This window comes from Ruegeria sp. C5 (assembly GCF_056537605.1).
Genome location: NZ_JBQFRX010000001.1, coordinates 976,356 through 1,002,531 on the forward strand (window position 1 = coordinate 976,356; position 26,176 = coordinate 1,002,531).

Genomic DNA, 26,176 nt, shown 5'->3' on the forward strand with positions numbered 1-26,176 from the left:
ATCCAACATCGCCACCCTCAATGCAGATTGTGTTGAGAGCCCTTGCCCTCTTCATCGATAATCCCGCGCCCGGTGCGGAAACGATCCAACTGGAAGCCGGTGGCATTCTCATGATACCGATCCGTTGCAATCAGATGCGCAAACACATTCCCCGAACCCGGAACCGCCTTGAACCCACCATAGTTCCAACCGCAATTCAGATAGAGCCCGTCGATATCCGTCCGGTCTATGATCGGAGAGCCATCGGGCGACATATCCATGATCCCGCCCCACGACCGCAGCACTCTCGCCTTGCCGATCATCGGCATCAGCGCCATCCCGGCCTCCATCACGCTTTCCACCGTCGGCAGGTTGCCGCGCGCCGCGTAGGAGGCGTAGAAATCCAGATCACCGCCAAAGACCAGACCGCCCTTATCCGACTGGCTGATATAGAAATGCCCCATGCCAAAGGTCACCACATGATCGATGCAGGGCTTCAGACCTTCGGTCACAAAGGCCTGCAACACGTGGCTTTCAATCGGTAACCGCATTCCAGCCATCGCTGCCACCTGCCCTGAACGGCCCGCGACAACCATGGCCACCTTCTTGGCCCGAATAAGCCCGCGCGAGGTCTGAACGCCGCGCACCGCGCCGTTCTCGATATCAATTCCGGTCACTTCGCAGTTCTGGATCAAATCCACGCCGCGCTGGTCCGCGCCACGCGCATAGCCCCACGCCACCGCATCATGGCGCGCTGTTCCCCCGCGTGGATGATAGAGCCCGCCGTACAATGGAAACCGAAGGTCGTCGTAGTTGAGATAGGGCAGCATCTCGCGCAGCTGATCCCGGTTCAGCAGGATGGCGTCATCCCCCTGGCTGATCATCATGTTGCCCCGGCGTGCAGCGGCATCACGCTGCCCGTCCGAATGGAACAGATTGATGATCCCGCGTTGCGAATGCATGACGTTGTAGTTCAGGTCCTCCTCCAGACCCTCCCACAGCTTCAATGAGTGCGAGTAGAACTCGGAATTGCCCTGCAAAAAGTAGTTCGCGCGCACAATAGTGGTATTGCGCCCGATATTGCCACCGCCGATATAGCCTTTTTCAAGCACTGCGATGTTGGTCAGACCATGTTCCTTGGCCAGATAATAGGCTGTGCTCAGGCCATGACCGCCGCCGCCAATGATGACGATGTCATATTCGGATTTCGGCTCGGGATCGCGCCAATGCGGCGTCCAGCCCTTATTGCCGGTCAACCCTTCCTTTAGCACTCTCAAGCCGGAAAAACGCATTCAGACCTCCCTGCGGTTCTGGTCGGCATCAAACCAACTCCGGCAAGCAGTATCAACGCCACAATCTCATGCCACCCTTGTTTTCGACATCGACTTGTCCGTGGGCGACGAAATGCGGGTGAATCGCGAATTTTCTAAAACTCAGTAGCGTTGCTGAAACGTTGCAAGCGACCTGCCTGGTCGTAACTCATATTGAACTGAAAACATGACGGGAAAGCTGCGGTTCTCTCCGACACGACCGGGCGAAACCCCGGCGTCGTCCAGTCGAAACTAAAACGCTTTAAATCCACAAAAGCGGCCAGAAAGACCTGCAGATTGTCGCAATGGTTTCCGGAAAACTCCGACCGCCGAGCCAACCCGAAGGTCATCACTTGGCTGCCTCTCCTAAACAGACAGAAAGCAGAGGAAACCGGACCAATGAAACTGGTCCGGCTCGTTTCTTTGCAATTCGGCCTTAAAGCCCCTTGGCGCGATAGCTCTTCGAGACGCGGTCGATGGCCACGATATACGCCGCTGTCCGCAGATCGTCGACATCCGCGCGATCATGCCAGACCTCGCTCATCGACTGATAGGCGATGCGCATCGTGTCATCGAGGCCCGAGCGCACCAATTCAAGCTCACCCGCACCTTTGAGGTATTTGGACTTGAAGTCCGGTGACATCGTCCAGGCATCGCCCAGATACCGATCCAACCGCTCAAGCTCGCTGACGATCAGCTCATGGCGCGCCTCTTCCTGACGGCGCTGCATCCGGCCAAAGCGAATGTGGCTCAGGTTCTTCACCCATTCAAAATACGACACAGTCACACCGCCCGCATTGGCATACATGTCCGGAATGATCACGGTACCCTTCTTGCGCAAAACCTCATCCGCGCCAGCAGTCACAGGGCCGTTTGCGGCCTCGATGATCAGAGGGGCCTTGATCCGGTCGGCGTTGGACAGGTTGATTACCCCCTCCAGCGCCGCCGGGATCAGGATGTCACACTCTGCCTCAAGCACCGCGCCACCTTCGGCCGAATGCGTGGCGTCGGGATAGTCTTTCACACCGCCATGCTTGACGATCCATTGCCGCACGGCTTCTACGTCAATGCCGTCGGGATTATACAGTGCACCATCCCATTCGATGATGCCGACCACACGCGATCCGTCTTCTTCGCTGAGGAACTTGGCAGCGTGATAGCCCACGTTACCCAAGCCCTGTACCACTACGCGCTTCCCGTCCAGCGAACCTGACATGTTCGCCTTCTTGACGTCTTCCGGGTTTCGGAAGAATTCGCGCAAAGCATATTGGATGCCACGCCCGGTCGCTTCAACCCTGCCCGCGATGCCGCCGGCGTTCAAAGGTTTCCCCGTCACACAAGCCCGCGCGTTGATATCGGTTGTATTCATCCGCGCATATTGGTCAGCCATCCATGCCATCTCACGCTCACCGGTTCCCATGTCGGGCGCAGGGACGTTCTGAGAGGGGTTGATCAGATCGCGCTTTGCCAACTCATAGGCGAAGCGACGGGTGATCTGTTCCATCTCATGCTCTTCATACTGGCGGGGATCAATGCAGAGCCCCCCCTTCGAGCCACCAAAGGGCGCTTCGACCAGAGCGCATTTATACGTCATCAGCGCAGCCAGCGCCTCGACCTCATCCTGGTTCACCGCCAAGGCATAGCGAATGCCACCCTTTACCGGCTCCATATGTTCCGAATGAACCGAACGATATCCGGTAAAGGTGTGGATCTGCCCCCGCAGACGAACCCCGAACCGAACGGTGTAGGTGGCATTACAAACCCGTATCTTCTCTTCTAGCCCGGGCGGCAAATCCATCAGAGACGCCGCTCTGTTGAACATCAAATCAACACTCTCACGAAAGCTGGGTTCTTTAATGCCGGTCATAAAATCCTCCGTGCCGGTAGACGAGATACGTCATGACTTTTTGTCGCACTGCTTGCCAAATACCGCAATCAGTAACTGCACGTATTTTCATCAGTTTGTGAACTTTACTTTTCAGCTCCATTGGTGAGTCGGGCGTTAACGAAAGCCGCGCGATTGTCCAAAGGCGCGAAACAAAACCACCAATAACACCGGGAATAAAGCTGAATCTCGTTAAAAACGAGCAGCATAGTGTCCACTGCGCCCAAATCTCGCCACGATCCGTGAGTAAATTATTAAAGTTGCGAAGTGCTGGCATCAGTGTGTCTGATCGACCGAGGAACCAATTATGCGCAAGTTTGATTTGAAGGCCCAATTCAACCGTCTCTGCCGCGAAAACAGTTGTTCGCGGCACTTGCGGCACTTTGTTTCTTCGACAGAAGGCACGATGACGATCCTTGCCCTTTTCCTGATCGTGATAGTCTTCACCGTGGCCGGGTTCGCGGTCGACGTCATGCGGTATGATCGCGAAAGGGTAAGGCTACAATACGCACTGGACCGCGCGGTCCTTGCCGCAGCTGACCTGGACCAAGAGCTTTGCCCACGGGTCGTGGTGAATGATTACATTCGCAAAGAAGGTTTCGATACGAATATCATCAAAAATATCGAGGTCGAGCCCGAGACATGCACGACAAACGACGACGGAACCGTGACTCAGGTTGCAGAACTTGAAGGAAAACGGAAAGTCGAAGCCAGCGCCGACATGAGCATTGAGACACACTTCATGAAATGGAGTGGCGTCGATTACATTGATACAACCGCCACCAGCATCGCCGAAGAATCGATTGGTAACGTCGAAATTTCATTGGTTCTGGACGTCTCGGGTTCGATGCGCGGGACAAAGCTGACCAACCTCAAAAGTGCCGCTGAGGACTTTATCGATGAGATGATCCTGAAATCTGAGGATGGTAGATTGTCGATCTCAATCGTGCCCTACTCGGAACAGGTGTCGGTGCCTGACTATCTTATGAATGCTTTGAACACGATCGGGGCTAACGAAAGGGCCAATTGCATCGATTTCCAGGCTTCGGACTACACAACGACCGATTTCAACTATTACGACATCGTGGACGACGAAGGAAACATCATCACAAAAGGGGATTATGTCCCGCAAACTCTTCATTTCAAGGATAATGGCTCCAGCGACAAAAGGTTCAACGACACGTTGGTAACCAGCAATACGTGCCGTCTTGAAACCACCACAGATCGGCGAGAGATGACGGTAATCCAGAATGATCCTGACATTCTGAAAGGTCAGATCCAGAATCTTGTGGCAAGCGGCTGGACTTCGATCGATGTAGGCCTCAAGTGGGGTCTGACTTTGCTTGACGATAGTATCCAACCGCTGATCGCTCAGATTGCAGACAGTTCAGAAATTCCGGACTCGTTCGCAATTCGACCAGCCCCTAACAAAACCACGGACACCCTCAAGGTTCTAGTGCTGATGACGGATGGCGAAAACACTTATCAGCACAAAGTGAATCCGCCTTATAATGACGGCCCCTCGGACATCTATTGGAATGAAGATGCCGAAACGTATTCTATCTACGATGAAGAGTATAACCGCTGGGCTTGGCCTAATGTCGCCACAACTGTGCGGGACAGTTCGTACAGGCGCTGGACCCGCGACAAATACCAAGATCATGCCCATGGCAATGGGACTTATATGCGCTACCGCTGTACGGATTACTACAACGGCACCTGCTATTCGATGGATCGATCGCAAACACGCGAGGACTCCGAAGGGCTTTCAACAGATTCCGATCCGGTAGAACTGGAATGGCCCGATGTCTGGGCGCATACTGAAAAATACGCAATTCGGAATATGTTGCGTCACGCTTATGGCTGGGATCGCGGCGAAGAATTTGCAGCTGACTCCACGACCGAAATTGGTCCTTCGACCAAAAATCCAAATGTTGTAGATCTCTGCGAAGAAGCTGAAGAAGATAATGTCATCATCTTCTCGATCGCTTTTGAGGCACCCTACGGTGTTAAGCAGATGCTGAAAGACTGCGCGATCAAACCTGCCCGTTACTATGAAGCGACCGGCAATCAGATTGAACGCGTCTTCGATTCAATCAGCACCTCCATTCAAAACCTGAGGCTGACCCAATGACAAAGACACTGCGGAATCGGCTTCGGAGATTTCGAAAGAATGAGGATGGAAACTCGTCTATCGAGTTTATCTTCTGGTTTCCATTCTTCCTGTATGTCGCTTATTCAGGCATGGATCTGGGATTGCAGTCCTTCCACCATGCCGATCTTGAACGATCTCTGGATATGACAATTCGGGAGGTTCGGCTTAATCGCCTTCCTGACGGGGAAGATGAATGGGATCACGCGCTGCTGAAGAAAATGATCTGTGACGAAGCGCTGATAACCAATTGCTCGGAAAACCTTGCGCTCGAGATGAAGTCCATTGATCCGCGTGTCGGCAATCAGTTGGATCCAACCCCCTATTGCGTCGACACTCCGGAGACAATTCGTAAGCCGGACGAAGTTGTTTTTGAACAAGGGACTTCAAATGAGCTTATGATTATCCGCGCCTGTCTTGAGGTTTCACCTGTTTTTGGGCTTTCGATGCTGAGCGGCATTGCGAAGCAGGACAACGACGGCCAATGGGAACTGCAGGCGACGACCGTATTTGTTCATGAACCATTTGGTGGTTCATCAGCTGATCCTGACGATTCATCTGACACAACAGTGGACGTGGCCGATGCCTCGAATTAACAAAGAGAATCGCAACCTTCCCAAGGCACTGCTGAACCGCTTTCTCAAACGAGAAGACGGCGCCTTATCGGTCGAGGCAATGCTGATATTGCCGCTGCTGTTCTGGTCAATGTTTGCGTCATACACCTATTATGACAGCTATCGCCAAAGCGCGATCAACATCAAAGGAGCCTACGCAGTTGCGGATGTACTCTCACGCGAAGCTGAAGATGTTAACGCCGCGTATATCAACACTATGTACGACCTTCTGGAAAACATGGTTGATACCAGAGCACCGGTCTCGATGCGTGTGACCTATCTGACCTATGATGGTGATAACGATCTCCACGATGTTCTATGGTCCTGCGTGCGGGGCACTGGATATCAGAAATGGACCGACGCAGAGATCGTGAAAATCAAACAACGGCTTCCGGTAATGCCTGATAACGGCTCAATGATCCTGGTCGAAACCAGCAATACATATAAAGCGCCATTCCAGATGGCATTCAAATTTGCTGACTTTGAAATGGATAATCTGGTCTTCACACACCCGCGTGTTTTCGACCAGATCGTCAATACCGACCCTGCTTGCTTGGGTGTCTAACTCTTTTCAGCAAGCATCGCCGACAGCATTTCCGACATGTATTTGGTCTCGGCGGCGGCTGTCATGCCGCCTATGCCAATCCTTCGTCCGACACGCCACCAAAGACCGGGCGCCCACTGGTTTGAGCTTCGTGCATGAGTGATTACCAAGAAGCCATTTGATGGCTTAAATGCGAACACGCCCCGGTCTACGCCTTCGACATCCTCGATATTGCAGATCACCTGCCCCGAGCCTGTGCGCAATTGGGATTGGGTCAGCTCGATCCTGTCTTCGGTCGCGTACCACATGCGACGGGCCAACCAGAACGCGGCTGCCCCGGAAACCAGTAAGAAGACCTGCCAGCCAAACTCAGGCGGCGATGCCAACGCGACGTAAATAACCAACGCCCCGACCGTGACCAGCATCCCTACCCCAGTCCAGCGCCGCGGTGCCGAGGCCGCGACCGTAGCCAGCACTTCTTCTTGCATATTGTTCTCCTGATTGTCCGCCCGCTTTAACCGCTTTGATACGCAAAGGACAGCACCGCGTCACCTGTCTGAGCATCTTCGCACAGCTTCAGTGTTCCTGCGCAAATTGACTGCCTCAGGCCGACGCATAAGTTCCGGTCAAAGGATCAGGAGGCTTTTATGTCACTCAGACCAACTTTGGAATTCCGCAAGGCGGTCCCGACAATGGAAGGCGCGGGCGTCAAATTGCACCGGGCGTTCGGGTTTCAGGACCCGTCGGAACTGGACCCGTTTCTGCTGTTCGATGATTTCCGGAATGACAACCCATTGGACTATATGGCCGGTTTTCCGTGGCATCCGCATCGGGGCATCGAAACGATCACTTATGTCCTGTCCGGCACAGTCGAACACAGCGACTCGCTGGGCAATAGCGGCACGCTGGGTGCCGGAGATGTCCAGTGGATGACCGCCGGGTCGGGTATCCTACATCAGGAAATGCCCAAGGGGTCGGCCAGCGGTCAGATGCATGGGTTCCAGCTGTGGGGCAATCTGCCATCAGATCAGAAAATGGCCACCCCGCGCTATCAGGACGTTCAAAGCACTGATATTCCGGAAATCATCGATGATGATGGGACAAAGGTCCGTGTGATTGTCGGTACATTCTGGGGACGTACGGGCCCAGTGGACGGTATCGCTGCCGATCCGCAATACCTGGATATCAGCATACCGGCAGGGGTGAAAAAAACCATTCCGATCGACACATACCGCCGGGCCTTCGCCTATATCTTTGAAGGCAGTGCTGCCTTTGCTGATGCGTCTCAGCCAACCGGTGTTCTTTTGGAAAAAGAAGTTGCCGGGCAAGAGGTCAACATCCGCGACATGTCAGGCGACAGGACGTTGGTTCGGTTCGGAACCGGAGATGAAATCACGGTTCAGGCCGGGCCCGAAGGTGTACGGTTTCTTTTGATCTCGGGCGCTCCGATCGATGAACCCGTTGCGTGGCATGGCCCGATCGTAATGAACACGCAGGCAGAATTGCAGCAAGCGTTTCGGGAATTGCGGAACGGAACGTTCATCCGCCCGGCCCACTAAGGGCTGGTCAGGCGGTAACCGCTTTGCGGACCATGTCCCAGTACACCTGCTCGACCTCATCCAGCGACAGGCGGCCACCGCTGCGATACCAAGTGATCACACCATTCAGCATGGCAATCACCGCTAATGTGGCGATCTTAGTATCGGTGACCGAAAATTGACCCGATTGCTGCCCGTTACGCAGAATATGCTCTAACGAGTCCTCGTAACGGCGGCGCAGGGCCTCGATTTCGGCAAAATTTTCGGGGTTCAGATTGCGCAGCTCCATGTAAGCGATGAACACCTCGTCGGGACGCTGCAGGTGAAAACGGATGTGGAACCCGACAAACTGACGCAACGCATCTTGTGGATTATCAAACCGGTCGAGATCGTCATAGGCGGCCATCAGATCCTGCATGTGATCGCGCATCAGCCGAAACAGCAGGCTCTGCTTGTCGGGCGTGTAATTATAGAGTGCCCCAGCCTGCACCCCCACCTCGCCTGCGATCTGCCGCATTGAAACCGCAGCATAGCCATGACGGGCAAACAGCCCCAGTGCGGCCTCGCGAATACGGGGGCCGGTGATATCGGAATGAGAACCTTGTGTACGCGCCATGCTTCGATCGTATCTGAACAGACGTTCAGATAGAACCCCGCTTGAACCATTCCGACAAAACGTGCATCACGGGATACACGCTGCGACCCGAAGGACTACGATGAAGCTTTTGCTGCCCATTCTCTTTGTGCTGGCCACCGCCGGCTGCGCAAATATCCCTGAGTTGGAAGGCAGCGAAACCGCCGCATTGCGCAAGGCACCCTACCCCAAGCTTATTGCTTTAGATCCCGCCCTCGGCCCTCCGACCGATCCAATCAGCGAAGCGGAAGAGGTAGAAGAAGACCTGACAGCACGCAGCGAAGCGTTGGCGGAAAAGGCCGAAGCGCTGCAGAATGCCGAGATTAACTAGGATTTCGGCCACGCCACTAGCTCCAAAAGATTAGACGGATTGCACCCCTGCCTCGAACCCGCTAAGGCAGCCCGCAAAGGACACTTCGCCATCGCGGGCGGTATTGCGAGCAGAAAGGACCCAAGGGAATGACACAGGCGCTGAGGCTTGGAATTGCCGGATTGGGAACCGTTGGCGTGGGTGTGGTCAAAATTGTGCGTCGTCATGCCGATTTGTTGCACGCCCGCACCGGGCGTCGCATCGAGATCACCGCAGTTTCGGCCCGTGATGCCAGCAAGGACCGTGGCGTAAACCTCTCGGATTATGCATGGGAAACCGATCCCGTTGCATTAGCCAAACGCGAAGACATCGATGTTTTTGTCGAACTGATGGGCGGGGAGAACGGCCCCGCGAAAGCTTCGGTCGAGGCGGCGCTGACCAGTGGCAAGGATGTCGTCACCGCAAACAAGGCGCTGCTGGCGATTCACGGGCAGGAATTGGCGGAATTGGCCGAAGCCGTAGGGCGTGTAATTCGCTTCGAAGCGGCTGTCGCGGGTGGTATCCCGGTAATCAAATCTCTGACCGAAGGACTGGCGGGTAACGAGATCACGCGTGTCATGGGCGTCATGAACGGTACCTGCAACTATATTCTGACCCGGATGCAATCGCAGGAGTTGGGCTATAACGCCCTGTTCGAGGAATGCGCGCAGCTTGGCTATCTTGAAGCTGATCCTAATCTGGATGTTGGCGGCATCGACGCGGCGCACAAACTGGCGCTGCTGTCTTCGATTGCCTTTGGCACCAAGCCGAATTTCGACGGGATCGAGATCGAGGGCATTCAGCATATTAGCCTCGATGACATCCATCAGGCCCACGACATGGGGTATCGCATCAAGCTGTTGGGTGTAGCACAGCGAACGGCGCGCGGACTGGAACAGCGGATGCAACCCTGTCTAGTGCCGAGCAATTCTCCGCTAGGTCAGTTGGAAGGCGGGACCAACATGGTTGTGCTGGATGGGGATGCGGTTGATCAGATCGTTCTGCGCGGGCCCGGTGCCGGTGAAGGTCCCACTGCCAGCGCGGTGATGGGCGACGTTTGCGATCTGGCGCGAGGCTTGCATATACCGACATTTGGCCGCCCCGCGACGACCCTGCAAGACGCTGCCTCCGCCGTTACTGGCTTACCTGCACCCTACTATCTGCGGCTCGGTCTTCTGGACAAACCCGGCGCTCTGGCAAAGGTCGCGGCGATTCTGGGCGATGCTGGAGTCTCGATCGACCGGATGCGGCAGTATGGGCACACAGAAAGCACAGCGCCCGTGCTGATCGTGACCCACAAAACCACGCGGGCGACGCTGGACCATGCACTGGATGGCCTGCGCGCCACCGATGTGGTGGCCGGAGAACCCGTCGCCCTGCGTATCGAACAAGTCTGACCCCTTGCGGCCTATGCTGCGCGCAGGCTATGCCGGATAAAACGCCTTAGCTGACCAAAGGATATGCGAAGATGAACGCTGCCAAGATCGATTTCAACGACCGCCTGCTGTCTCTGGGCCTTGCACGGGTGGCAGAACAGGCCGCGCTGGCGTCCGCCTCTCTGGTTGGCCGGGGTGATGAGAAAGCTGCCGATCAGGCTGCCGTCAACGCTATGCGTGAACAACTGAACCTTCTGGACATTGAGGGTGTCGTTGTCATTGGTGAGGGCGAGCGTGATGAAGCGCCAATGCTCTATATCGGCGAAGAGGTTGGCACTGGTAACGGCCCGGGCGTAGACATTGCGCTGGACCCGCTTGAAGGCACAACCCTGACCGCCAAGGATATGCCCAACGCGCTGACCGTCATTGCCATGGGCCCGCGCGGCTCAATGCTACACGCTCCGGACGTATACATGGACAAACTGGCCATTGGTCCGGGCTTTCCCGAAGGTGTCGTAAGCTTGGACATGAGCCCGCGCGAGCGAGTTGAAGCGCTGGCCAAGGCCAAAGGCTGTGAGCCTGCGGATATTACCGTATGCATATTGGAGCGTCCCCGCCACGAAGCGATGATTGCTGAAGTCCGCGATACCGGTGCGTCGATCCGCCTGATCACAGATGGCGACGTCGCAGGTGTGATGCATTGCGCCGAAAGCGAAGTGACCGGCATCGACATGTATATGGGTCAAGGTGGTGCGCCCGAGGGTGTGCTTGCCGCAGCCGCGCTGAAATGCATGGGCGGTCAGATCTTTGGCCGCCTGTTGTTCCGTAATGACGACGAACGTGGCCGGGCGGCCAAGGCGGGCATCACAGATCTGGACCGTGTTTATGCGCGCGACGAGATGGTAACGGCGGATGTAATCTTTGCCGCTACTGGGGTCACCGGAGGTTCACTGCTGCCGCGCATCAAGCGGGAACCGGGTTGGGTTGAAACAACGACGCTGCTCATGCGATCAAAAACGGGCTCGGTGCGGCGGATGTCCTACCGCACGCCGATGTGGCCACACAACGAAGCATAGCGGCTTGCGCCAGCGCCTTCAGCAAGAGTATTCATAAAAGACCAAGAGGCCGGATCCGCAGGGGTCCGGCCTTAGTGCATGAGGTGAGATGTGGCATTTCTGGGCGTAGAGCAATCTCTGACGGGGCGACGCTGGATCGGACCGGGGATTGAGGTCGAGCGGTCAGCAGAAATGATGGCGCAGCAGACAGATCTGCCTCGCGCCGTCTGTCAGGTTTTGGCACGGCGTGGTGTTCCGGTGATGGAGGCCGCCGGTTTCCTGGAACCTAAGTTGAAGGAACTGCTGCCCGACCCGCGATCGATGAAAGATATGGACGTCGCTGCGGCCCGGTTTCTACAGGCTGTGCGCAAGCGCCAAAAGATCGCAGTGTTTGCTGACTATGATGTGGACGGGGGCAGTTCGGCTGCGTTGTTGTTGGTGTGGCTGCGCCAGATGGGGCTTACCGCGACGCTTTATGTGCCCGACCGGATTGATGAAGGCTATGGGCCAAATGTGCCTGCAATGCAGGAACTGGCGGCTAGCCATGACCTGATCATCTGCGTGGATTGCGGAACGCTGAGCCACGAACCTATCGCGGCGGCGAAGGGTGCGGATGTGATCGTTTTGGATCACCATTTGGGTGCAGAAACCCTGCCGGATTGCGTCGCCGTGGTGAACCCGAACCGACAGGACGAAAGCGGCGATCTGGGCTATCTCTGCGCTGCTGCGGTGGTGTTCCTGATGCTGGTCGAGGCGGGTCGTCAGTTGCGTGAGGCCGGGGCCAAGGGGCCGGATCTGATGGCAATGCTCGATCTGGTGGCGCTGGCCACGGTGGCGGACGTTGCGCCGTTGATCGACGCTAACCGGGCGCTGGTTCGACAGGGCCTGAAAGTGATGACCCAAAGGCAAAGGCCTGGTTTGGTCGCGTTGTCAGACGTGGCGCGCATGGATACCGCGCCCAATAGCTATCATCTGGGGTTTCTTCTGGGGCCGCGCGTCAATGCAGGCGGTCGCATTGGGCAGGCTGATCTTGGCGCGCGGCTGCTGAGCACGGACTCGATCACTGAGGCCAAAGCCTTATCCGAGCGGCTGGATGCCCTGAATTCGGAACGGCGCGAGATCGAAAACGCGGTCCGCGCGGCGGCTTTGGCGCAAGCCGAGGACCGTGGGTTGGATGGGCCGCTGGTCTGGGCTGCAGGCGAAGGTTGGCATCCCGGCGTGGTAGGTATCGTTGCATCGCGACTGAAAGAGTCGGCAAACCGGCCCGCTATCGTGATCGGGTTCGACGGGGATGAGGGCAAAGGTTCAGGCAGGTCGATCTCGGGCGTTGATCTGGGCGCGTCGATCCAGCGACTGGCTGCCGATGGGCTGCTGGTCAAGGGGGGTGGCCACAAGATGGCGGCCGGTCTGACGGTGATGCGTGATCAGTTGGAGCCTGCAATGTCGCGCCTGTCCGAGCTTCTGGCCAAACAAGGTGCAGGCCAAGGCGGTCCCGGCGACTTGAAACTGGACGGGGCGCTGATGCCCGGGGCCGCGACAGTCGATCTGATCGAACAGGTAGAGAAAGCGGGTCCTTTCGGGGCCGGTGCCCCTGCCCCGCGCTATGCGCTGCCTGATCTGCAAGTGCGCTTTGCTAAACGCGTGGGCGAAACACATTTGAAGCTGTCACTTTCGGATGGAATGTCTGGCGGACTGGATGCCATCGCCTTTGGCGCGTTCGACGGTCCGTTGGGGGATCGCCTGTCTAATCACGGCGGTGCGCGGTTCCATTTCGCGGGTCGGCTTGAGGTGAATACCTGGGGCGGACGACAGAGCGTGCAGCTGCGGCTGGAAGACGCGGCAGAAGCTGTCTGACAACCGTTTCAACGCCGCTCAGGAACGGCCAAAAAAGTTTCACAGCCTTGCGTTTTTCGTCTTGCGGGGGGGGAAGGTAAACCGTAAAAGGCCCTCCACAAGCCAGCGTGGCCCGTTCGTCTATCGGTTAGGACGCCAGGTTTTCAACCTGGAAAGAGGGGTTCGATTCCCCTACGGGCTACCACTTGTGCTTGTCTGGTCTAAATGGCCCGTTCGTCTATCGGTTAGGACGCCAGGTTTTCAACCTGGAAAGAGGGGTTCGATTCCCCTACGGGCTACCATTTTCTTCAATGCTAAAATCGTTCCCGGCGACGTATTCTTACAGCATCGTGTTTAGCACGAAACCTGCGCGCCCCGTTTTGAAGACGCGAAATGCGGTTGAAGGCACGCCTGTAAATGGCTGCCCCGGACCGAGTTCACCAGCATTTGGTATTTGCCATTCCATCACCAAGCCTGCACAGTTTTGGCCAACAACAGATATGATTTGGATTCCCAATGGATTACCTCAAAGAACGCAAAGACTTCGCGATCGCGATCTGCAAGGAAGCTGGCACAATCGCCTCCAGATATTTCTCCGACCGGGGCGGTTTGATCGTCGATCAAAAAGGCGCACAGGATTGGGTCAGCGAGGCAGACCGGAATGTCGAAACCTTCATCCGCCAGAGGATCGCCGAGGCTTTGCCCAACGATGGCATATTTGGCGAAGAGCATGGTGAAACACAAGGCTCAAGCGGATTTGACTGGGTGATCGATCCAATTGATGGCACCACGAATTTCGTCAATGGCATTCCGGCCTGGACCATCGTTCTGGCGGGCGTCGCTGAGGAAAATACGGAGATCGGTGTGATCCATGACCCAAATATCAATGAGACCTTCGTAGCCTCGCGCGGAGGCGGGGCAACACTGAATGATGCGCCAATGAGGGTCGCTTCGGGTGTTGCGCTGCATCAAGGAACGGTGGCAGTGGGTTATTCGAACCGGGTGGATAACCGTAACATTGTTCCAATCGTCGCGAACCTGATCGAGCGTGGGGCCATGTTTCACAGAAACGCCAGTGGCGCGCTGTCACTGGCCTATGTCGCAGCGGGCCGGCTGCTTGGCTATGTCGAAGAACATATGAACGCCTGGGATTGTCTGGCTGGTCAATTGATGATCGCGGAAGCAGGCGGCGTGGTTGAAGATCAGGACGCAGGTGTAATGATCCGCAACGGCGGTCGGGTGATCGCTGGTACTCCGGATGTGTTTGATACTTTGCGTGAAATCTCTGAGAACGCATGGCAGGCCTGACAATCTAGTCGATTGAGCGCCATCCGCTCAGCGGTTTAAGGTCCGTTAGATCGGCTTGCCAATAATGGCCTTGCCCGGGCTGATCATACCTCCGATCAATGGGGCGGCCCGACAAGGAGCACCACAGAAGGGTCCCGACGGCCCCATGGGTAACGATGGCGAGGTCACTGCCATCATGCGTTTCGATAATTGAAGTTACTGCTTGGTTTATCCGCCGCTGGGCGGCAGCGGCAGTTTCCCAGCCGCGAAAACTGGTGTTGGGGTGGGCAAAGAATGCGTCAGCGGCAGCTTCGAACCGGTCACGCGGCAAAAAACCGGTGGCGCTTCGATCATTCTCGCCAAGTGCGGCATCTTGTTTTATCCGCAGGCTTCGGGGCGCAGCCAGGATGTCGGCCGTCTCGCGGGCCTTTTGCTCGGTGCTGGCCCATAGGTGGGTAACTTCTGCAAAAATTCCGCTGGTTGCGAAGGCCGCAGCGCGGCGGCGGCCTACCGCGCTAAGCCCCCAGTCCTGAATGGGGGTGTTCGGGTCAATGATGACCTCGGGGTGCGTGATGATTAGAAGACAGGGCATCTATTCGGGCAAAAGCACCGGACCTTTCTCGGCGAAGGCCATCTGTACTTCTGTACCCGGCTCTAGCGGCGCATCGACATCGTCATGGACTGCAAAGACCTGGCCGAACGCACCAGTCAGAGTGTACTCCATTCGGACACCCACATAGGTGGCTTTGGAGACGGTCGCTGCAACCCCTTGCGCGGCTCCAATCACAAGTCGAGAAGGCCGGATGGCGACGGTCGCAGGCCCTTCGGTCAAGCCACGGGATGCCAAGGTATGGCGGTAGCCTTCGATCTCGATGGTGGCCATGTCGCCGTCGACCGAGATGATCTGGCAGGCAAGCAGATTTGCCTCACCAATAAAATCAGCAACAAAGCGATCATTTGGGGCGTCGTAAAGCTGGCGGGGCGTGCCAATCTGGGCAATCGCGGCATTCCGCATCACGACGATTTCGTCGGACACCGCCAGAGCCTCTTCCTGATCGTGTGTCACGTAGACGACGGTCAGGCCAAGGTCTTGCTGAATGGCCCGGATGTCCTCGCGCACCTGGCGGCGTAATTTCGCGTCGAGGTTAGAAAGCGGTTCATCAAACAACAGCACCTGTGGTTCCAACACCAAAGCCCGCGCTACAGCGACGCGCTGCTGTTGGCCACCAGACAGTTCTGACGGGAGGCGGCCGTCAAAACCTTTCAGTCCAACCAGCTCTAAACCGTCCAAAGCGCGGCGGCGGGCCTCGTCTTTAGCAAGACCCGAGAACGTGAGGCCATACATCACGTTCTCAAGCACGCTCATATGAGGAAACAGCGCGTAGGACTGGAACACCATGGATACGTCGCGGTCCGTCGCGGGCAGTTTGGTCACATCGCGATCCCCGATGGTGATCTTTCCCGAGGTGGCCATTTCGAGCCCTGCGATCATCCTCAGCGTCGTCGTCTTGCCGCAGCCCGACGGGCCCAACAGCGTGACCAGCTTTCCGGCTTCGACATGCAGGTTAATGTTGTCTACGGCAACGACATCCTTGCCAAACATCTTTGTCACGGACTCGAACCGAACCGGCGCGGCTTTGGACTGCAGGCTCATGTCAAACTCTCCTAAACATTGGTCCGCGACTGCGTCATTCGTCGCCCGATCTTGGTCCGGCCCACGATCAACTGCATCAGGGCAACCACTGACAGCATCACAAAGATCAGTGTGGTGGAATAGGCGATGGCGAGACCATAGTCGTTATTCTCGACCCGCCCGATGATATAGCTGGTCGCCATGTCATATTCCGCGCTGACCAGAAAAATCACCGCCGAAATCGCCGTCATGGCCCGCACGAAACTGTAGACAAGGGCGGCAAGAATTGCCGGGCGTAGCAGAGGCAGGATGATCCGGCGGAAAGTCTGCCAGGAATTTGCGCCCAGCGTCAGCGAGGATTCGTCCAGGCTGCGATCCAGTTGCGACATGCTGGCGATGCCGGCCCGGACACCGACCGGCATGTTGCGGAAGATGAAGCTGACAACAAGGATGACACCCGTGCCCGTGATCTCGATCGGTGGCACGTTGAAGGCGAGAATGTAGCTGACACCGATCACGGTACCGGGGATGGCAAAGGACAGCATGGTGCCGAACTCAAAAGCGTCTTTGCCTGCGAAACTCTGCCGGGTTAGTAGATAGGCCGTCACGAGCCCAACTGCAGCCGTAAGCGGCGCGGCGATTGCGGCGATTGTTATGGTGGTCCAGAAACTGTCCCATGCGGCCCCTGTCCAGCGAATTCCTTCCGCCTCGAACCGAACCGAGAAGGCAGTGACGTAGTGCTTGAACGTCAGGGAATTATTGACCCCCCACAGCTCGACCACACTGCCGTAGACGATCATGGCGTAGACGACGATGGTAAACACCGCCCAGCCAAGGGCGACGGTTAGCACCGGGATGGAAAGGCCGGTTGGCATCAATGGATGTACGCCAGCGTCACCTTTGCCCGTGACTGTGGTGTAGCTTTTCTTACCCAGCCAGGCTCGCTGCGCGTAGAAGGCTGAAAGCGTGAAGAACAGAAGCACCATGGCCAGAACCGCAGCGCGGCCTTGATCATATTGCGCACCAACAATTGCAAAGAAAATCTCGGTCGACAGCACATCGAAATTGCCACCTAGCACAAGTGGGTTGCCGAAATCGGCCATGCTTTCGATGAAGCCCAGAAGGAAAGCATTAGCAAGGCCCGGGCGCATCAACGGCAGGGACACAGTTTTGAACGTCTGCCACCTGCTGGCGCGCAGTGTCTGTGCCGCTTCTTCCATCGAGGGAGACACCCCTTCAACGACGCCAATCAGTACAAGGAAGGCGATGGGTGTAAATGCCAACGTCTGCGCAATCAGAACACCCGGCATGCCATACAGCCAGCGAGTGGGTTGGGTGCCGAACAATTCGGCAAAGAACTGCGTTACTGAACCCGACAATCCAAACAGCAGGATCAGCGCTAGGCCGATCACGAACGGTGGCGTGATAATCGGCAGAACCGTCAGTGCGCGCAACGCGCGCTTGTACCGAAAGCCCGAGCGGGTCACGACAAGCGCAAAGCACAAGCCGAGCGCAGTGGTGATGAAGCCGACGAGGATGGCCAGAAACAGTGAGTTCCATGCCGCCCCGCATCGTGCGCCCCAGAAACATCCCAGCCCCCAAAGCCGGTCGTCAAAGAATTTCGAGAAGAACACTGCGATGGAGTACGCGCCCTCTTCCGTCACAAAGGCAGCGAACAGCATCTTGGCGATAGGAAAGAATACAAACGCGGTGACGATGGTGATCACACCACCGATGGCGCTGACCACGAAGACGTCTCCGTTAATCGCCCCACGTGCGGCGACACCCTGGGTCAGAAGGAACAGAAAACTCGACGCGCAGATCATCGCGCCATAGCCCATGCCGAACTGCCGATCACCGAGCTCGCCAAACAGGGTTTCGAGCCAGTCGAAGTTGTAGCCTCGGATTCCGATGCTGAACCCTTGTGCGATCAGCCAGCCGAAGCCCAGCGCCCCTGACAGGATCAAAATTCGGGCATAAAGCGGATCTGATTTGGCGCGTCTTAACACCAGAAGTGGCAGCAGGAGTGCAATAAGAAGCGGAGCAAGCCACAGCTTTTCACCCTGCCCGATTAGAAAGGCAGCAGGCGCATAATCTTCGTCGAAAGGGTAGCCGTCCAGCAGCCACTCGAACGACCACAGGCCACCGTCAACCATGTACCACGGCAGCAGGCAGAATCCGACCCACCCGGCGATGACCCAGAAGATCAGAACCGGATGGGTCGTTTTTGTCGTGTCGTCAGTCATTTACTGCGGCAGTACCGAAACCTCTTCGTCCCATTTCTGCAGCAAGCGCTTGCGCTCATCCGACGAGCCGTATTTCTTGAAGTCATAGTCGATCAGCTTGATCTGGCTCATGTCAGGCGCGCTTTCCGAAGTTTCAGCACCTTTGTTTGACGGCACTTGGAAGGCATTTACCTGAAGGGCGAGGTTCTGCGCATCGGGCGACAACGCCCAGTCATAGAACTTCTTGGCCTCTTCTTCGTTGCGCGCGCCTTCGATGATCGACATCGAACCGATTTCGTAACCAGTACCTTCACATGGCGCGACGACTTTGATCGGGAAACCCGATACCGCCTGCTTTACTGCGTCATGCATGAAAACGATACCAATTGTATTCTCGCCTCGACCAGCAGCCTTGATCGGTGCCGAGCCCGATTTGGTGTATTGGTTGATGTTCGAATGTAGCCCCTTCATGAACTCAAATCCTTCGTCCTCGCCGAAGATTTGCACCATCGAGGCCAGAGTCGTGTAGGCCGTACCTGATGAGTTCGGGTTCGCCATCTGAACGTGCCCCTTGTACTCGGGCTTCAGAAGGTCCTTCCAGCAAGCAGGTTCGGGAAGGTTGTTCGCGGCGACAAGATCGGCATTGTAGCCGTAACCAAGCGCACCTGAATAGATGCCGATGGTCTTGTTACCAGCGCTTTCCGCCTGAGAAATCGCCCAATCATGAAGCTGGTCACGCATCGGCGACATGTATTCCATCGTCAAGCCCTCTTCTGCGGCCTGCAGATGCGGATCACCCGTTCCGCCCCACCAGACATCACCCTTGGGGTTGGAGCTTTCTGCACGGATCTGAGCAAATGTCTCACCTGAGGATTTACGGGTCATATTGACGTCAATGCCAGTCGCATCTTCGAAACTGCGCGCCATAAGCTGGCACCAATCCTCTTGCGCAGAACAATAAAGTGTCAACTTGTCAGCCTGTGCCGCTGACATCGATGCGGCAAGGGCAATAAGCGATCCCAACGTTGTGGATGTAAATTTCTTCATTGATTTCTCTCCCTTTAAGTTCACTGCGTCCGGATTTCCCGGCTCTTATATGCCCTTCCTCATGCGGCCTTTCGCAATTTTTCGATAACAGCCAACGTCTCTTGATTATCTGACAGGCTCTTTAACAAACGCGCCAGTTCTTTCTCTTCGACAAGCTTTGCGGCCTTGGCAGGTGAGAACCAGTGGCGCTTGCGTTCGTCGCGTTCCTTCCAACGGCGTTTGAGCCGTTCCACAATCAACGGATAAAGCGTTACGCGGCAAGGCACGCTGCTTTTACCCTCGTATCGCTTGTCATAGTGAAAGCACCCGATCGATTTCTTGGAGATAAAGCCAACAGCTCCGGCCTCTTCCAAAGCTTCGATTTCAGCGGCATGCCAAGGCTTCTTACCATCCATCATCCAACCTTTGGGGATGACCCACCGCCCCCGGTCACGCGAAGTGACCATGAGAACCCGCAGCTTGTCGGACTTGTCCCATCGCACTGGAAGCGCACCGATCTGATCTGTGAATTCGGTCTTGCTCATGCGCGCGCTCTTGGCTCTGGCACTACGCAAAGGGCAATGGCAACACATACGTGCTGTTGAACAAGGTGGCTACATCCAGAACGCCGGTGCACTTCGATTGCTACGCCTCGAAATAGAAACAGTTCTTTGAAGTCTCACAATGAATCGTGGGCTTTGCAACAGAAATTGTTGCAAAACGACTGAAACGCCACAAAAGTGAGATTGAAACCGAGTCGGATTGCCAGATGCCCAAAGCGGAAACGCGCGATAAGAAAACCAACAAGGGCCAGAGTCGGTTCAAGAAATCCGACCGCCGCCGTGAGATATTGTTGGAGTTGAAGCTTCGCCCACACGTCCGGATCAGCGAATTGGCGCAGCGTTTCAATGTTTCGGCGGAAACGGTGCGCAGGGATTTTGATGCCCTAGCTGATGATGGGCTGATCTCGCGGGCGCATGGCGGTGCCTCTGCCCCGATACAAGGACGTTATCCAAGTCTGGATGAGCGCACCCACGCCCGCCTTGATGAGCGTGAAAAGATCGGCAAATGCGCAGCTGACCTGATTCAGGAAGGCGAGACGGTGATGATCGATTCCGGCTCAACCACGATCGAGATGGCCCGTATGCTGGCGTATCGGGGTATCCACTGCACGGCGATTACGAATTCGATACCGGTGGCCATGACCCTTGGCCACGCACCGGTCGAGGTCATTCTGTGTCCCGGCGAATATCTGACCGCCGAGTCCGCCACGATCGGGACAGATACGCTGGACTTTCTATCTCGATTCAACGTCGATCGTTGCATGATTGGCGCGTCCGGCCTCTCGGAAGAAGGACCGTCAGAGACCGTGCGCGGTTTCGCAACCGTCAAACGGATGATGCTGACACGTGCCGCAACGCGACATCTTCTGATCGGGTCCGAGAAATTCGGCCGCAAAGGTTTGACCCGTGTGGGCGATCTTGACGGGCTGAATTCAATCGTGACTGATACCAAACCAACAGGGGATTTGCTGGGCGCGATCAACGACGCCGGGGTGAAGATCCTTGTCGCTGAGCAGTCCTTACAAAGAACGACAAACCGTGGACAGAAAAGCCACGCATGACTGGGAGGAAGAAATGAAATTTGATATCAAACTACTGATCGGAGCTTCCGCAATCGCGCTCTTGTCGCTATCGGGCACCGCTTCAGCGCAGGACTGCCCACGCGGTGATCTGGATGCACGATTCTGCGATGCCGACGGCGATCTGATCGCGGATATCCCCACCGATCCTGCCGATCAGATTGATCCTGATACCCTGATCTTTGCCTACACCCCAGTCGAAGACCCCGCTGTTTACAAAACCGCATGGTCAGACTTTCTTGATCATCTGAAAGCGGAAACTGGCAAAGACGTTGTTTTCTTTCCGGTTCAGAACAACGCGGCCCAGATTGAGGCCATGCGTTCGGGGCGTCTGCATATCGCTGGCTTCAACACTGGTTCTAACCCGTTGGCTGTGAACTGCGCAGGATTCCGGCCTTTCACGATCATGGCGTCGAAAGACGGAAACTTCGGATACGAGATGGAGATCATCACCTATCCCGGTTCGGGCATCGAAAAGGTCGAGGATATCAAGGGCAAGCAACTGGCCTTTACTTCTCCCACCTCAAACTCGGGCTTCAAAGCGCCATCAGCGATCCTGAAAAGCGACTTTGATCTGCTGCCCGAGCGCGATTTTGAACCGGTTTATTCGGGCAAACACGACAACTCGATCCTGGGTGTCGCCAACAAGGATTATCTGGCCGCTTCGATCGCCAATTCGGTCAAATCGCGGATGATCTCGCGCGATGTGATCAACGAAGACGACGTCATCACGATCTACAAGTCGCAGACCTTCCCGACGACAGGCTTTGGCACCGTCTACAACCTGACGCCGGAACTGCAGGAGAAAATCCGCAATGCCTTCTTCAGCTTCGATTGGGAGGGCACGACTCTTGAAGCAGAGTTCTCGAAGTCGAACGAAGGTCAGTTCCTTGAGATGACCTATCAAGAGTTCTGGGACGTCATCCGCAAGATCGACGCGGCCAACGGCGTTTCCTACGCTTGTCAGTAATCGATTTCTAATATGGCGGGCCCTGCGGGGCCCGTTACCACCCGAACCGGGGGCATAAATGCTGCGGCTTCAAAAGCTTACAAAGACTTATAAAACCGGCGATCAGGCCCTGAAAGCGATCGATCTTGATGTGCCCAAGGGTCAGGTTCTGGCGCTGATCGGACCTTCCGGTGCTGGCAAATCCACCATGATCCGCTGCATTAACCGTTTGGTTGAACCCACAAGTGGCGAGGTTCTGCTGGACGACGTGGATCTGGTAAAACTCGGCTCGGGCGCGCTGAGAAAAGCGCGCCGCGAGATGGGGATGATCTTTCAGGAATATGCACTGGTCGAGCGCCTGACGGTGATGGAAAACGTGTTGTCAGGGCGGTTGGGATATGTCGGGTTCTGGCGCAGCTTTCTGCGACGTTACCCCCAGTCTGACGTGGATGAAGCATTCCGCCTGCTGGATCGCGTGGGTCTGTTGCATATGGCCGACAAACGAGCGGACGAACTGTCAGGTGGTCAGCGTCAGCGGGTTGGAATATGCCGGGCGCTAATCCAAAATCCCAAGCTTCTGCTGGTCGATGAACCGACCGCCTCACTGGACCCAAAAACCAGCCGTCAGATCATGCGCTTGATTACCGAGCTGTGTCAGGAACGCGGATTAGCCGCGATAATCAACATTCATGACGTGGCCCTTGCGCAAATGTTCGTACCGCGCGTCGTTGGCCTACGCTTTGGTGAAATCGTATTTGACGGCCTCCCCTCTGGGCTTACGCCTAACAAGTTGACCGAAATCTATGGCGAAGAAGACTGGGAAGCGACCATAGAGAAAGTTGAAGACGACGAAGAGATCGAGGCCGCGGAATGAGCCATCCCGAACTTGATGACCTGCTGGGCAAAGGCTGGCGGAAACCGGCCTTCGTCAAAAACGCCTTACTGCGCTGGACCTTGATCGTTGGATTCGTCGCCTATCTGATTGCGGCATTTATGACCATCGAGGTGGATTGGGGCCGGGTTTATGAAGGCTTGGATCGCGGTTGGGCTTTTGTCCTTGCTTTCACAAGCCCGGATTTCATATCGCGCTGGAGCGATATCTGGAGCGGTCTTCTCGAGAGCATCGTGATGACGGTTGCAGCGTCGGTGGTGGGCATCCTGATATCGATCCCGATCGGACTGGGCGCTGCACGCAATATTGCGCCTCTCCCGGTCTATGTGATCTGCCGAGGCATTGTTGCGATCAGCCGCGCCCTGCAAGAGATCATCGTCGCCATTCTTCTGGTTGCCATCTTTGGGTTCGGACCTTTGGCCGGCTTCCTGACACTGTCCTTCGCCACTATCGGTTTCCTGTCCAAGCTCTTGGCCGAAGACATCGAGGCCATGGACAAAGTGCAGGCCGAGGCGATCAAAGCCTCGGGCGCGCGATGGATGCAATGGATCAACTACGGCGTGCAGCCACAGGTCATGCCGCGACTGGTCGGGCTGTCGATGTACAGGATCGATATCAACTTTCGCGAAAGTGCAATTCTTGGGCTTGTGGGGGCCGGCGGCATTGGCGCCACGCTGAATACGGCGTTTGACCGTTATGAGTATGACACTGCGGCAGCCATTCTGATCCTGATCATCGGGATCGTCATGGCGCTCGAATACCTCTCGGGTATCATCCGCGCGAGGGTCCAGTAATGCCAGTGCTTGAACATGAAAGTACGCAAATCTGGCGCAGACGCACGACCGGTCAAAGCCTTGTGCGTTGGTTTTGCTGGCTGTTGGGTGTGGCGGTCTTTGTCTACTGCTGGCAGATCATCTCGGCCTCGACGACATGGTTCTTTGTGTGGGACGCACCCCGGATCGCGAACGATATCTGGACCCGCGCGACACCACCAAAGTGGGATTACATCACGCAGTTAGGCCGCCCGATCTGGGACACGCTGAACATCGCCACACTTGGTACGATCATTGCGCTGTTCCTTGCCGTACCGGTCGCCTTTCTGGCCGCCCGCAACACCACGCCGTCGGCCGTGTTCATCCGCCCCATCGCGTTACTGATCATCGTCTCAACCCGCTCGATCAACTCGCTAATCTGGGCGCTTTTGTTAATCGCAATCATTGGACCCGGAGTATTCGCAGGTGTTATCGCCATAGCCATTCGTTCGATCGGCTTCTGCGCCAAGCTTCTCTATGAAGCCATCGAGGAAATTGATCACACCCAAGTCGAAGCCATCACCGCCACCGGCGCATCCCGCTGGCAGGTCATGGCATATGGAATCGTCCCGCAAATATTGCCCGCCTTTGCCGGGATCGCCGTATTCCGCTGGGACATCAATATTCGCGAGTCTACGGTTCTTGGCCTTGTGGGCGCAGGCGGCATCGGGCTGCAATTGTCGGCGTCGCTGAACGTTCTGGCATGGCCGCAGGTCAGCCTTATCCTGATCGTCATTCTGATTGCCGTCATGATCAGCGAATGGGTGTCTGCCAAAGTACGAGGGGCAATTATTTGAGCCGCTTCACGACCCAAGAGGCTTTCGAAGCCTACGAGGCCGTTCGGCATCGACTTCCGGCTGCTGAACCAGCTGTTCAATCCTATCAGCATGCGAACACTTTGATGGATATTGCTGAAGGCTTCGATGTATTCCTTCTGGATGCGTTCGGTGTCCTCAATATCGGCGAGACTGCGATTCCCGGTACAGCCGCACGGATTGATCAGCTCAAAGCCATGGGTAAACGTGTTCTGGTCGTCTCGAATGCAGCTGGTCACCCTCATGCGGCGCTCGTCGAGAAATACGCCCGGCTGGGATATGATTTTGCGCCAGAGGATATCATCACAAGCCGCGCAACACTGCTGGCTGAGCTAGGCGGTCAACGCGCGCTGCATTGGGGTTTGATGGCAACACCCAGCACCGGCCTTCGCGATCTGGAAGATTTGAACCTGACTTATCTCGATGACGATCCCGAGCCCTATGACTCGGTTGAGGGGTTTCTGATGATCGGCTCAGCCGTCTGGACCGAGGCACGTCAAGTCCATCTGGAAGCAGCCCTGCTAAAACGCCCGCGTCCTGTATTGGTTGGAAATCCGGACATAGTCGCACCACGCGAGCACGGATTTTCAAACGAACCCGGTCTGTTCGCGCATCGTCTTGCCGATCGAACCGGCGTTGTACCCGAATTCTTCGGCAAACCATTTGAGAATATTTTTGACTTGGCTTTTAAGCGACTTGGCCGGGTCGATAAAACTCGCGTGCTTATGGTTGGTGACAGCTTGCATACCGACATATTGGGGGCCCATGCTGCCGGAATCGCCTCGGCCCTGATTTCGGGGTACGGTTTTTTCGCAGGGCATGACGTCGATGACGCAATCACACAGGCGCAGATCATGCCGGATTTCGTTGTGAACCGACCATAATCTGATCACGCCTGCTTAGTTCCGCTTCAAATCCAAGCGCCCGCCCGTGCTTTTCAATACTCGCCATGTGATCAATTCGCGAAGGCATCACAGGTCGTTGTTGGCTCATCGCTTCCCAAATACTGAACCCTGCGCCCTTCATCGAAGGTTGGACTGCCCAACGCACATGCGACCTCTAAGCTCAACCTGTCCCAAACCCGAACAACACCGGCTTCGCTGGTTGTCGCAAAAGAATTTCCGTCTGGTGCCAGCGCAATACGCCAGGTCGGGCCTGCATGGATCTTTTCGACAGGCATGAGCCGACGGTGCGTCGCGATATCCCACCAATGCAGTTCCCCAGATCGGTCGATTGCCACCAAGGTTGCCTCATCCGCCAAAAAGACAACATCCGTCGCCCCACCATGTATGGAAATGGTTCTTCGATACGTCCGGAGTGAAATTTGCGTCATTGTTTACAAGCAGTTCGTCGCCCTCTTTGGCGACCGATACAATCTGCACCTCACACCCATCCACAGGGCAGGCATTGGGCATCGCTGACTGGGCAGTTGCATCAGCACCATACAAGAGTGTAATTGCACCCAGGATCAGAGCGCCTTGACGAAGCTGGTTTCCTGAAGTATTCAATGACATCATTCCCTCCCAATCTTGGTTGAAATACGCAATTGGTGCCGATTCTAGCACAATCGCGAGTTTCTTTCTGAGACTTTCACCACAGAAGCCAGAATTCAGGCGTGCCACGTCG

General features: G+C 56.1%; 27 protein-coding genes and 2 tRNA genes. 17 read left to right on the top strand and 12 right to left on the bottom strand.

Features of this window, described 5'->3' with window-relative positions; all coding sequences use genetic code 11:
- Positions 1–17: 17 nt before the first annotated feature.
- From ACR0AW_RS04960 to ACR0AW_RS04975, 4 genes are all read right to left on the bottom strand, one after another.
- Positions 18–1,271: a sarcosine oxidase subunit beta family protein gene (locus ACR0AW_RS04960; protein WP_170733423.1), complete on the bottom strand. Its 1,254-nt coding sequence runs from the start codon at positions 1,269–1,271 to the stop codon at positions 18–20.
- A gap of 134 nt (positions 1,272–1,405) precedes the next feature.
- Positions 1,406–1,639 (bottom strand): hypothetical protein, encoded by a 234-nt coding sequence (locus ACR0AW_RS04965; protein WP_170733424.1) that lies wholly within the window; start codon positions 1,637–1,639, stop codon positions 1,406–1,408.
- Between the two features lie 86 nt (positions 1,640–1,725).
- The gene (locus ACR0AW_RS04970; protein WP_170733425.1) at positions 1,726–3,156 is read right to left on the bottom strand and encodes a Glu/Leu/Phe/Val family dehydrogenase; all 1,431 of its coding nucleotides are present in this window, start codon (positions 3,154–3,156) and stop codon (positions 1,726–1,728) included.
- Complete coding sequence (locus ACR0AW_RS04975) at positions 3,143–3,451, bottom strand: hypothetical protein (protein WP_170512807.1); 309 nt, start codon at positions 3,449–3,451, stop codon at positions 3,143–3,145. Before ACR0AW_RS04975 ends, ACR0AW_RS04970 begins: the two co-directional genes overlap by 14 nt.
- Before the next feature lie 129 nt (positions 3,452–3,580).
- Between ACR0AW_RS04975 and ACR0AW_RS04980 the strand changes: the two genes are divergently transcribed.
- From ACR0AW_RS04980 to ACR0AW_RS04990, 3 genes are read left to right on the top strand one after another with little or no spacing between them, the layout of a single operon-like run.
- On the top strand, positions 3,581–5,308 hold the full coding sequence (locus ACR0AW_RS04980; RefSeq protein WP_480438700.1) for a Tad domain-containing protein: 1,728 nt from the start codon (positions 3,581–3,583) through the stop codon (positions 5,306–5,308).
- Positions 5,305–5,922 (top strand): hypothetical protein, encoded by a 618-nt coding sequence (locus ACR0AW_RS04985; protein ID WP_170512803.1) that lies wholly within the window; start codon positions 5,305–5,307, stop codon positions 5,920–5,922. Before ACR0AW_RS04980 ends, ACR0AW_RS04985 begins: the two co-directional genes overlap by 4 nt.
- Complete coding sequence (locus ACR0AW_RS04990; RefSeq protein ID WP_170733426.1) at positions 5,909–6,505, top strand: hypothetical protein; 597 nt, start codon at positions 5,909–5,911, stop codon at positions 6,503–6,505. Before ACR0AW_RS04985 ends, ACR0AW_RS04990 begins: the two co-directional genes overlap by 14 nt.
- On the opposite strand, the gene ACR0AW_RS04995 is transcribed toward ACR0AW_RS04990, so the two are convergent.
- Positions 6,502–6,972: a hypothetical protein gene (locus tag ACR0AW_RS04995; RefSeq protein WP_170422341.1), complete on the bottom strand. Its 471-nt coding sequence runs from the start codon at positions 6,970–6,972 to the stop codon at positions 6,502–6,504. The genes ACR0AW_RS04990 and ACR0AW_RS04995 overlap by 4 nt on opposite strands.
- 159 nt (positions 6,973–7,131) lie before the next feature.
- Between ACR0AW_RS04995 and ACR0AW_RS05000 the strand changes: the two genes are divergently transcribed.
- Positions 7,132–8,043 (top strand): pirin family protein, encoded by a 912-nt coding sequence (locus tag ACR0AW_RS05000; RefSeq protein ID WP_170733427.1) that lies wholly within the window; start codon positions 7,132–7,134, stop codon positions 8,041–8,043.
- A 7-nt stretch (positions 8,044–8,050) separates the two neighbouring features.
- Here the strand turns inward: ACR0AW_RS05000 and ACR0AW_RS05005 are convergent, their stop codons facing one another.
- Complete coding sequence (locus tag ACR0AW_RS05005) at positions 8,051–8,638, bottom strand: TetR/AcrR family transcriptional regulator (RefSeq protein WP_170422345.1); 588 nt, start codon at positions 8,636–8,638, stop codon at positions 8,051–8,053.
- A 100-nt stretch (positions 8,639–8,738) separates the two neighbouring features.
- Between ACR0AW_RS05005 and ACR0AW_RS05010 the strand changes: the two genes are divergently transcribed.
- From ACR0AW_RS05010 to ACR0AW_RS05040, 7 genes are all read left to right on the top strand, one after another.
- A complete protein-coding gene (locus ACR0AW_RS05010; protein WP_170396262.1) occupies positions 8,739–8,987 on the top strand; it encodes a hypothetical protein in 249 nt (82 codons plus the stop codon).
- 128 nt (positions 8,988–9,115) lie between these two features.
- The gene (locus ACR0AW_RS05015) at positions 9,116–10,402 is read left to right on the top strand and encodes a homoserine dehydrogenase (protein WP_170733428.1); all 1,287 of its coding nucleotides are present in this window, start codon (positions 9,116–9,118) and stop codon (positions 10,400–10,402) included.
- A gap of 71 nt (positions 10,403–10,473) precedes the next feature.
- A complete protein-coding gene (glpX, locus tag ACR0AW_RS05020) occupies positions 10,474–11,457 on the top strand; it encodes a class II fructose-bisphosphatase (protein ID WP_170422349.1) in 984 nt (327 codons plus the stop codon).
- A gap of 90 nt (positions 11,458–11,547) precedes the next feature.
- Complete coding sequence (recJ, locus tag ACR0AW_RS05025) at positions 11,548–13,290, top strand: single-stranded-DNA-specific exonuclease RecJ (protein ID WP_170733429.1); 1,743 nt, start codon at positions 11,548–11,550, stop codon at positions 13,288–13,290.
- Positions 13,291–13,399: 109 nt separating this feature from the next.
- Positions 13,400–13,474 (top strand) — tRNA-Glu (locus ACR0AW_RS05030).
- Positions 13,475–13,496: 22 nt separating this feature from the next.
- Positions 13,497–13,571 (top strand) — tRNA-Glu (locus ACR0AW_RS05035).
- A 214-nt stretch (positions 13,572–13,785) separates the two neighbouring features.
- Entirely contained in the window at positions 13,786–14,577 is a 792-nt protein-coding gene (locus ACR0AW_RS05040) for an inositol monophosphatase family protein (protein WP_170733430.1), read from the top strand.
- A 4-nt stretch (positions 14,578–14,581) separates the two neighbouring features.
- Here ACR0AW_RS05040 and ACR0AW_RS05045 read toward each other — a convergent pair whose 3' ends face one another.
- Genes ACR0AW_RS05045 through ACR0AW_RS05065 form a run of 5 tightly spaced genes read right to left on the bottom strand, consistent with a single transcriptional unit; the run spans position 14,582 to position 19,985 of the window.
- Positions 14,582–15,148 carry a histidine phosphatase family protein gene (locus ACR0AW_RS05045; protein ID WP_170565768.1) on the bottom strand — a complete coding sequence of 189 codons (567 nt, stop codon included), beginning with the start codon at positions 15,146–15,148 and terminating at the stop codon, positions 14,582–14,584.
- Positions 15,149–16,210: an ABC transporter ATP-binding protein gene (locus ACR0AW_RS05050; RefSeq protein WP_170597896.1), complete on the bottom strand. Its 1,062-nt coding sequence runs from the start codon at positions 16,208–16,210 to the stop codon at positions 15,149–15,151.
- 11 nt (positions 16,211–16,221) lie between these two features.
- Positions 16,222–18,435, bottom strand: coding sequence for an ABC transporter permease (locus ACR0AW_RS05055; protein ID WP_170733431.1), 2,214 nt, complete (start codon positions 18,433–18,435; stop codon positions 16,222–16,224).
- The gene (locus tag ACR0AW_RS05060) at positions 18,436–19,461 is read right to left on the bottom strand and encodes an ABC transporter substrate-binding protein (RefSeq protein ID WP_170733432.1); all 1,026 of its coding nucleotides are present in this window, start codon (positions 19,459–19,461) and stop codon (positions 18,436–18,438) included. It abuts the gene before it with no gap.
- A gap of 59 nt (positions 19,462–19,520) precedes the next feature.
- Complete coding sequence (locus ACR0AW_RS05065) at positions 19,521–19,985, bottom strand: NUDIX hydrolase (RefSeq protein WP_170396245.1); 465 nt, start codon at positions 19,983–19,985, stop codon at positions 19,521–19,523.
- A 224-nt stretch (positions 19,986–20,209) separates the two neighbouring features.
- Here ACR0AW_RS05065 and ACR0AW_RS05070 point away from each other — a divergent pair, with 224 nt between their 5' ends.
- From ACR0AW_RS05070 to ACR0AW_RS05095, 6 genes are read left to right on the top strand one after another with little or no spacing between them, the layout of a single operon-like run.
- A complete protein-coding gene (locus tag ACR0AW_RS05070; protein WP_170626606.1) occupies positions 20,210–21,064 on the top strand; it encodes a DeoR/GlpR family DNA-binding transcription regulator in 855 nt (284 codons plus the stop codon).
- A 13-nt stretch (positions 21,065–21,077) separates the two neighbouring features.
- Positions 21,078–22,052 (top strand): phosphate/phosphite/phosphonate ABC transporter substrate-binding protein, encoded by a 975-nt coding sequence (phnD, locus tag ACR0AW_RS05075; protein WP_170733433.1) that lies wholly within the window; start codon positions 21,078–21,080, stop codon positions 22,050–22,052.
- Positions 22,053–22,110: 58 nt separating this feature from the next.
- A complete protein-coding gene (phnC, locus tag ACR0AW_RS05080; RefSeq protein WP_170733434.1) occupies positions 22,111–22,905 on the top strand; it encodes a phosphonate ABC transporter ATP-binding protein in 795 nt (264 codons plus the stop codon).
- The gene (gene phnE, locus ACR0AW_RS05085) at positions 22,902–23,717 is read left to right on the top strand and encodes a phosphonate ABC transporter, permease protein PhnE (protein WP_170403405.1); all 816 of its coding nucleotides are present in this window, start codon (positions 22,902–22,904) and stop codon (positions 23,715–23,717) included. The genes phnC and phnE (ACR0AW_RS05085) overlap by 4 nt, the downstream gene beginning before the upstream one ends.
- A complete protein-coding gene (phnE, locus tag ACR0AW_RS05090) occupies positions 23,717–24,532 on the top strand; it encodes a phosphonate ABC transporter, permease protein PhnE (RefSeq protein ID WP_170733435.1) in 816 nt (271 codons plus the stop codon). Before phnE (ACR0AW_RS05085) ends, phnE (ACR0AW_RS05090) begins: the two co-directional genes overlap by 1 nt.
- On the top strand, positions 24,496–25,434 hold the full coding sequence (locus tag ACR0AW_RS05095; RefSeq protein ID WP_170733436.1) for an HAD-IIA family hydrolase: 939 nt from the start codon (positions 24,496–24,498) through the stop codon (positions 25,432–25,434). The genes phnE (ACR0AW_RS05090) and ACR0AW_RS05095 overlap by 37 nt, the downstream gene beginning before the upstream one ends.
- 366 nt (positions 25,435–25,800) lie before the next feature.
- On the opposite strand, the gene ACR0AW_RS05100 is transcribed toward ACR0AW_RS05095, so the two are convergent.
- Positions 25,801–26,172 (bottom strand): hypothetical protein, encoded by a 372-nt coding sequence (locus ACR0AW_RS05100; RefSeq protein ID WP_170733437.1) that lies wholly within the window; start codon positions 26,170–26,172, stop codon positions 25,801–25,803.
- Positions 26,173–26,176: the final 4 nt, after the last annotated feature.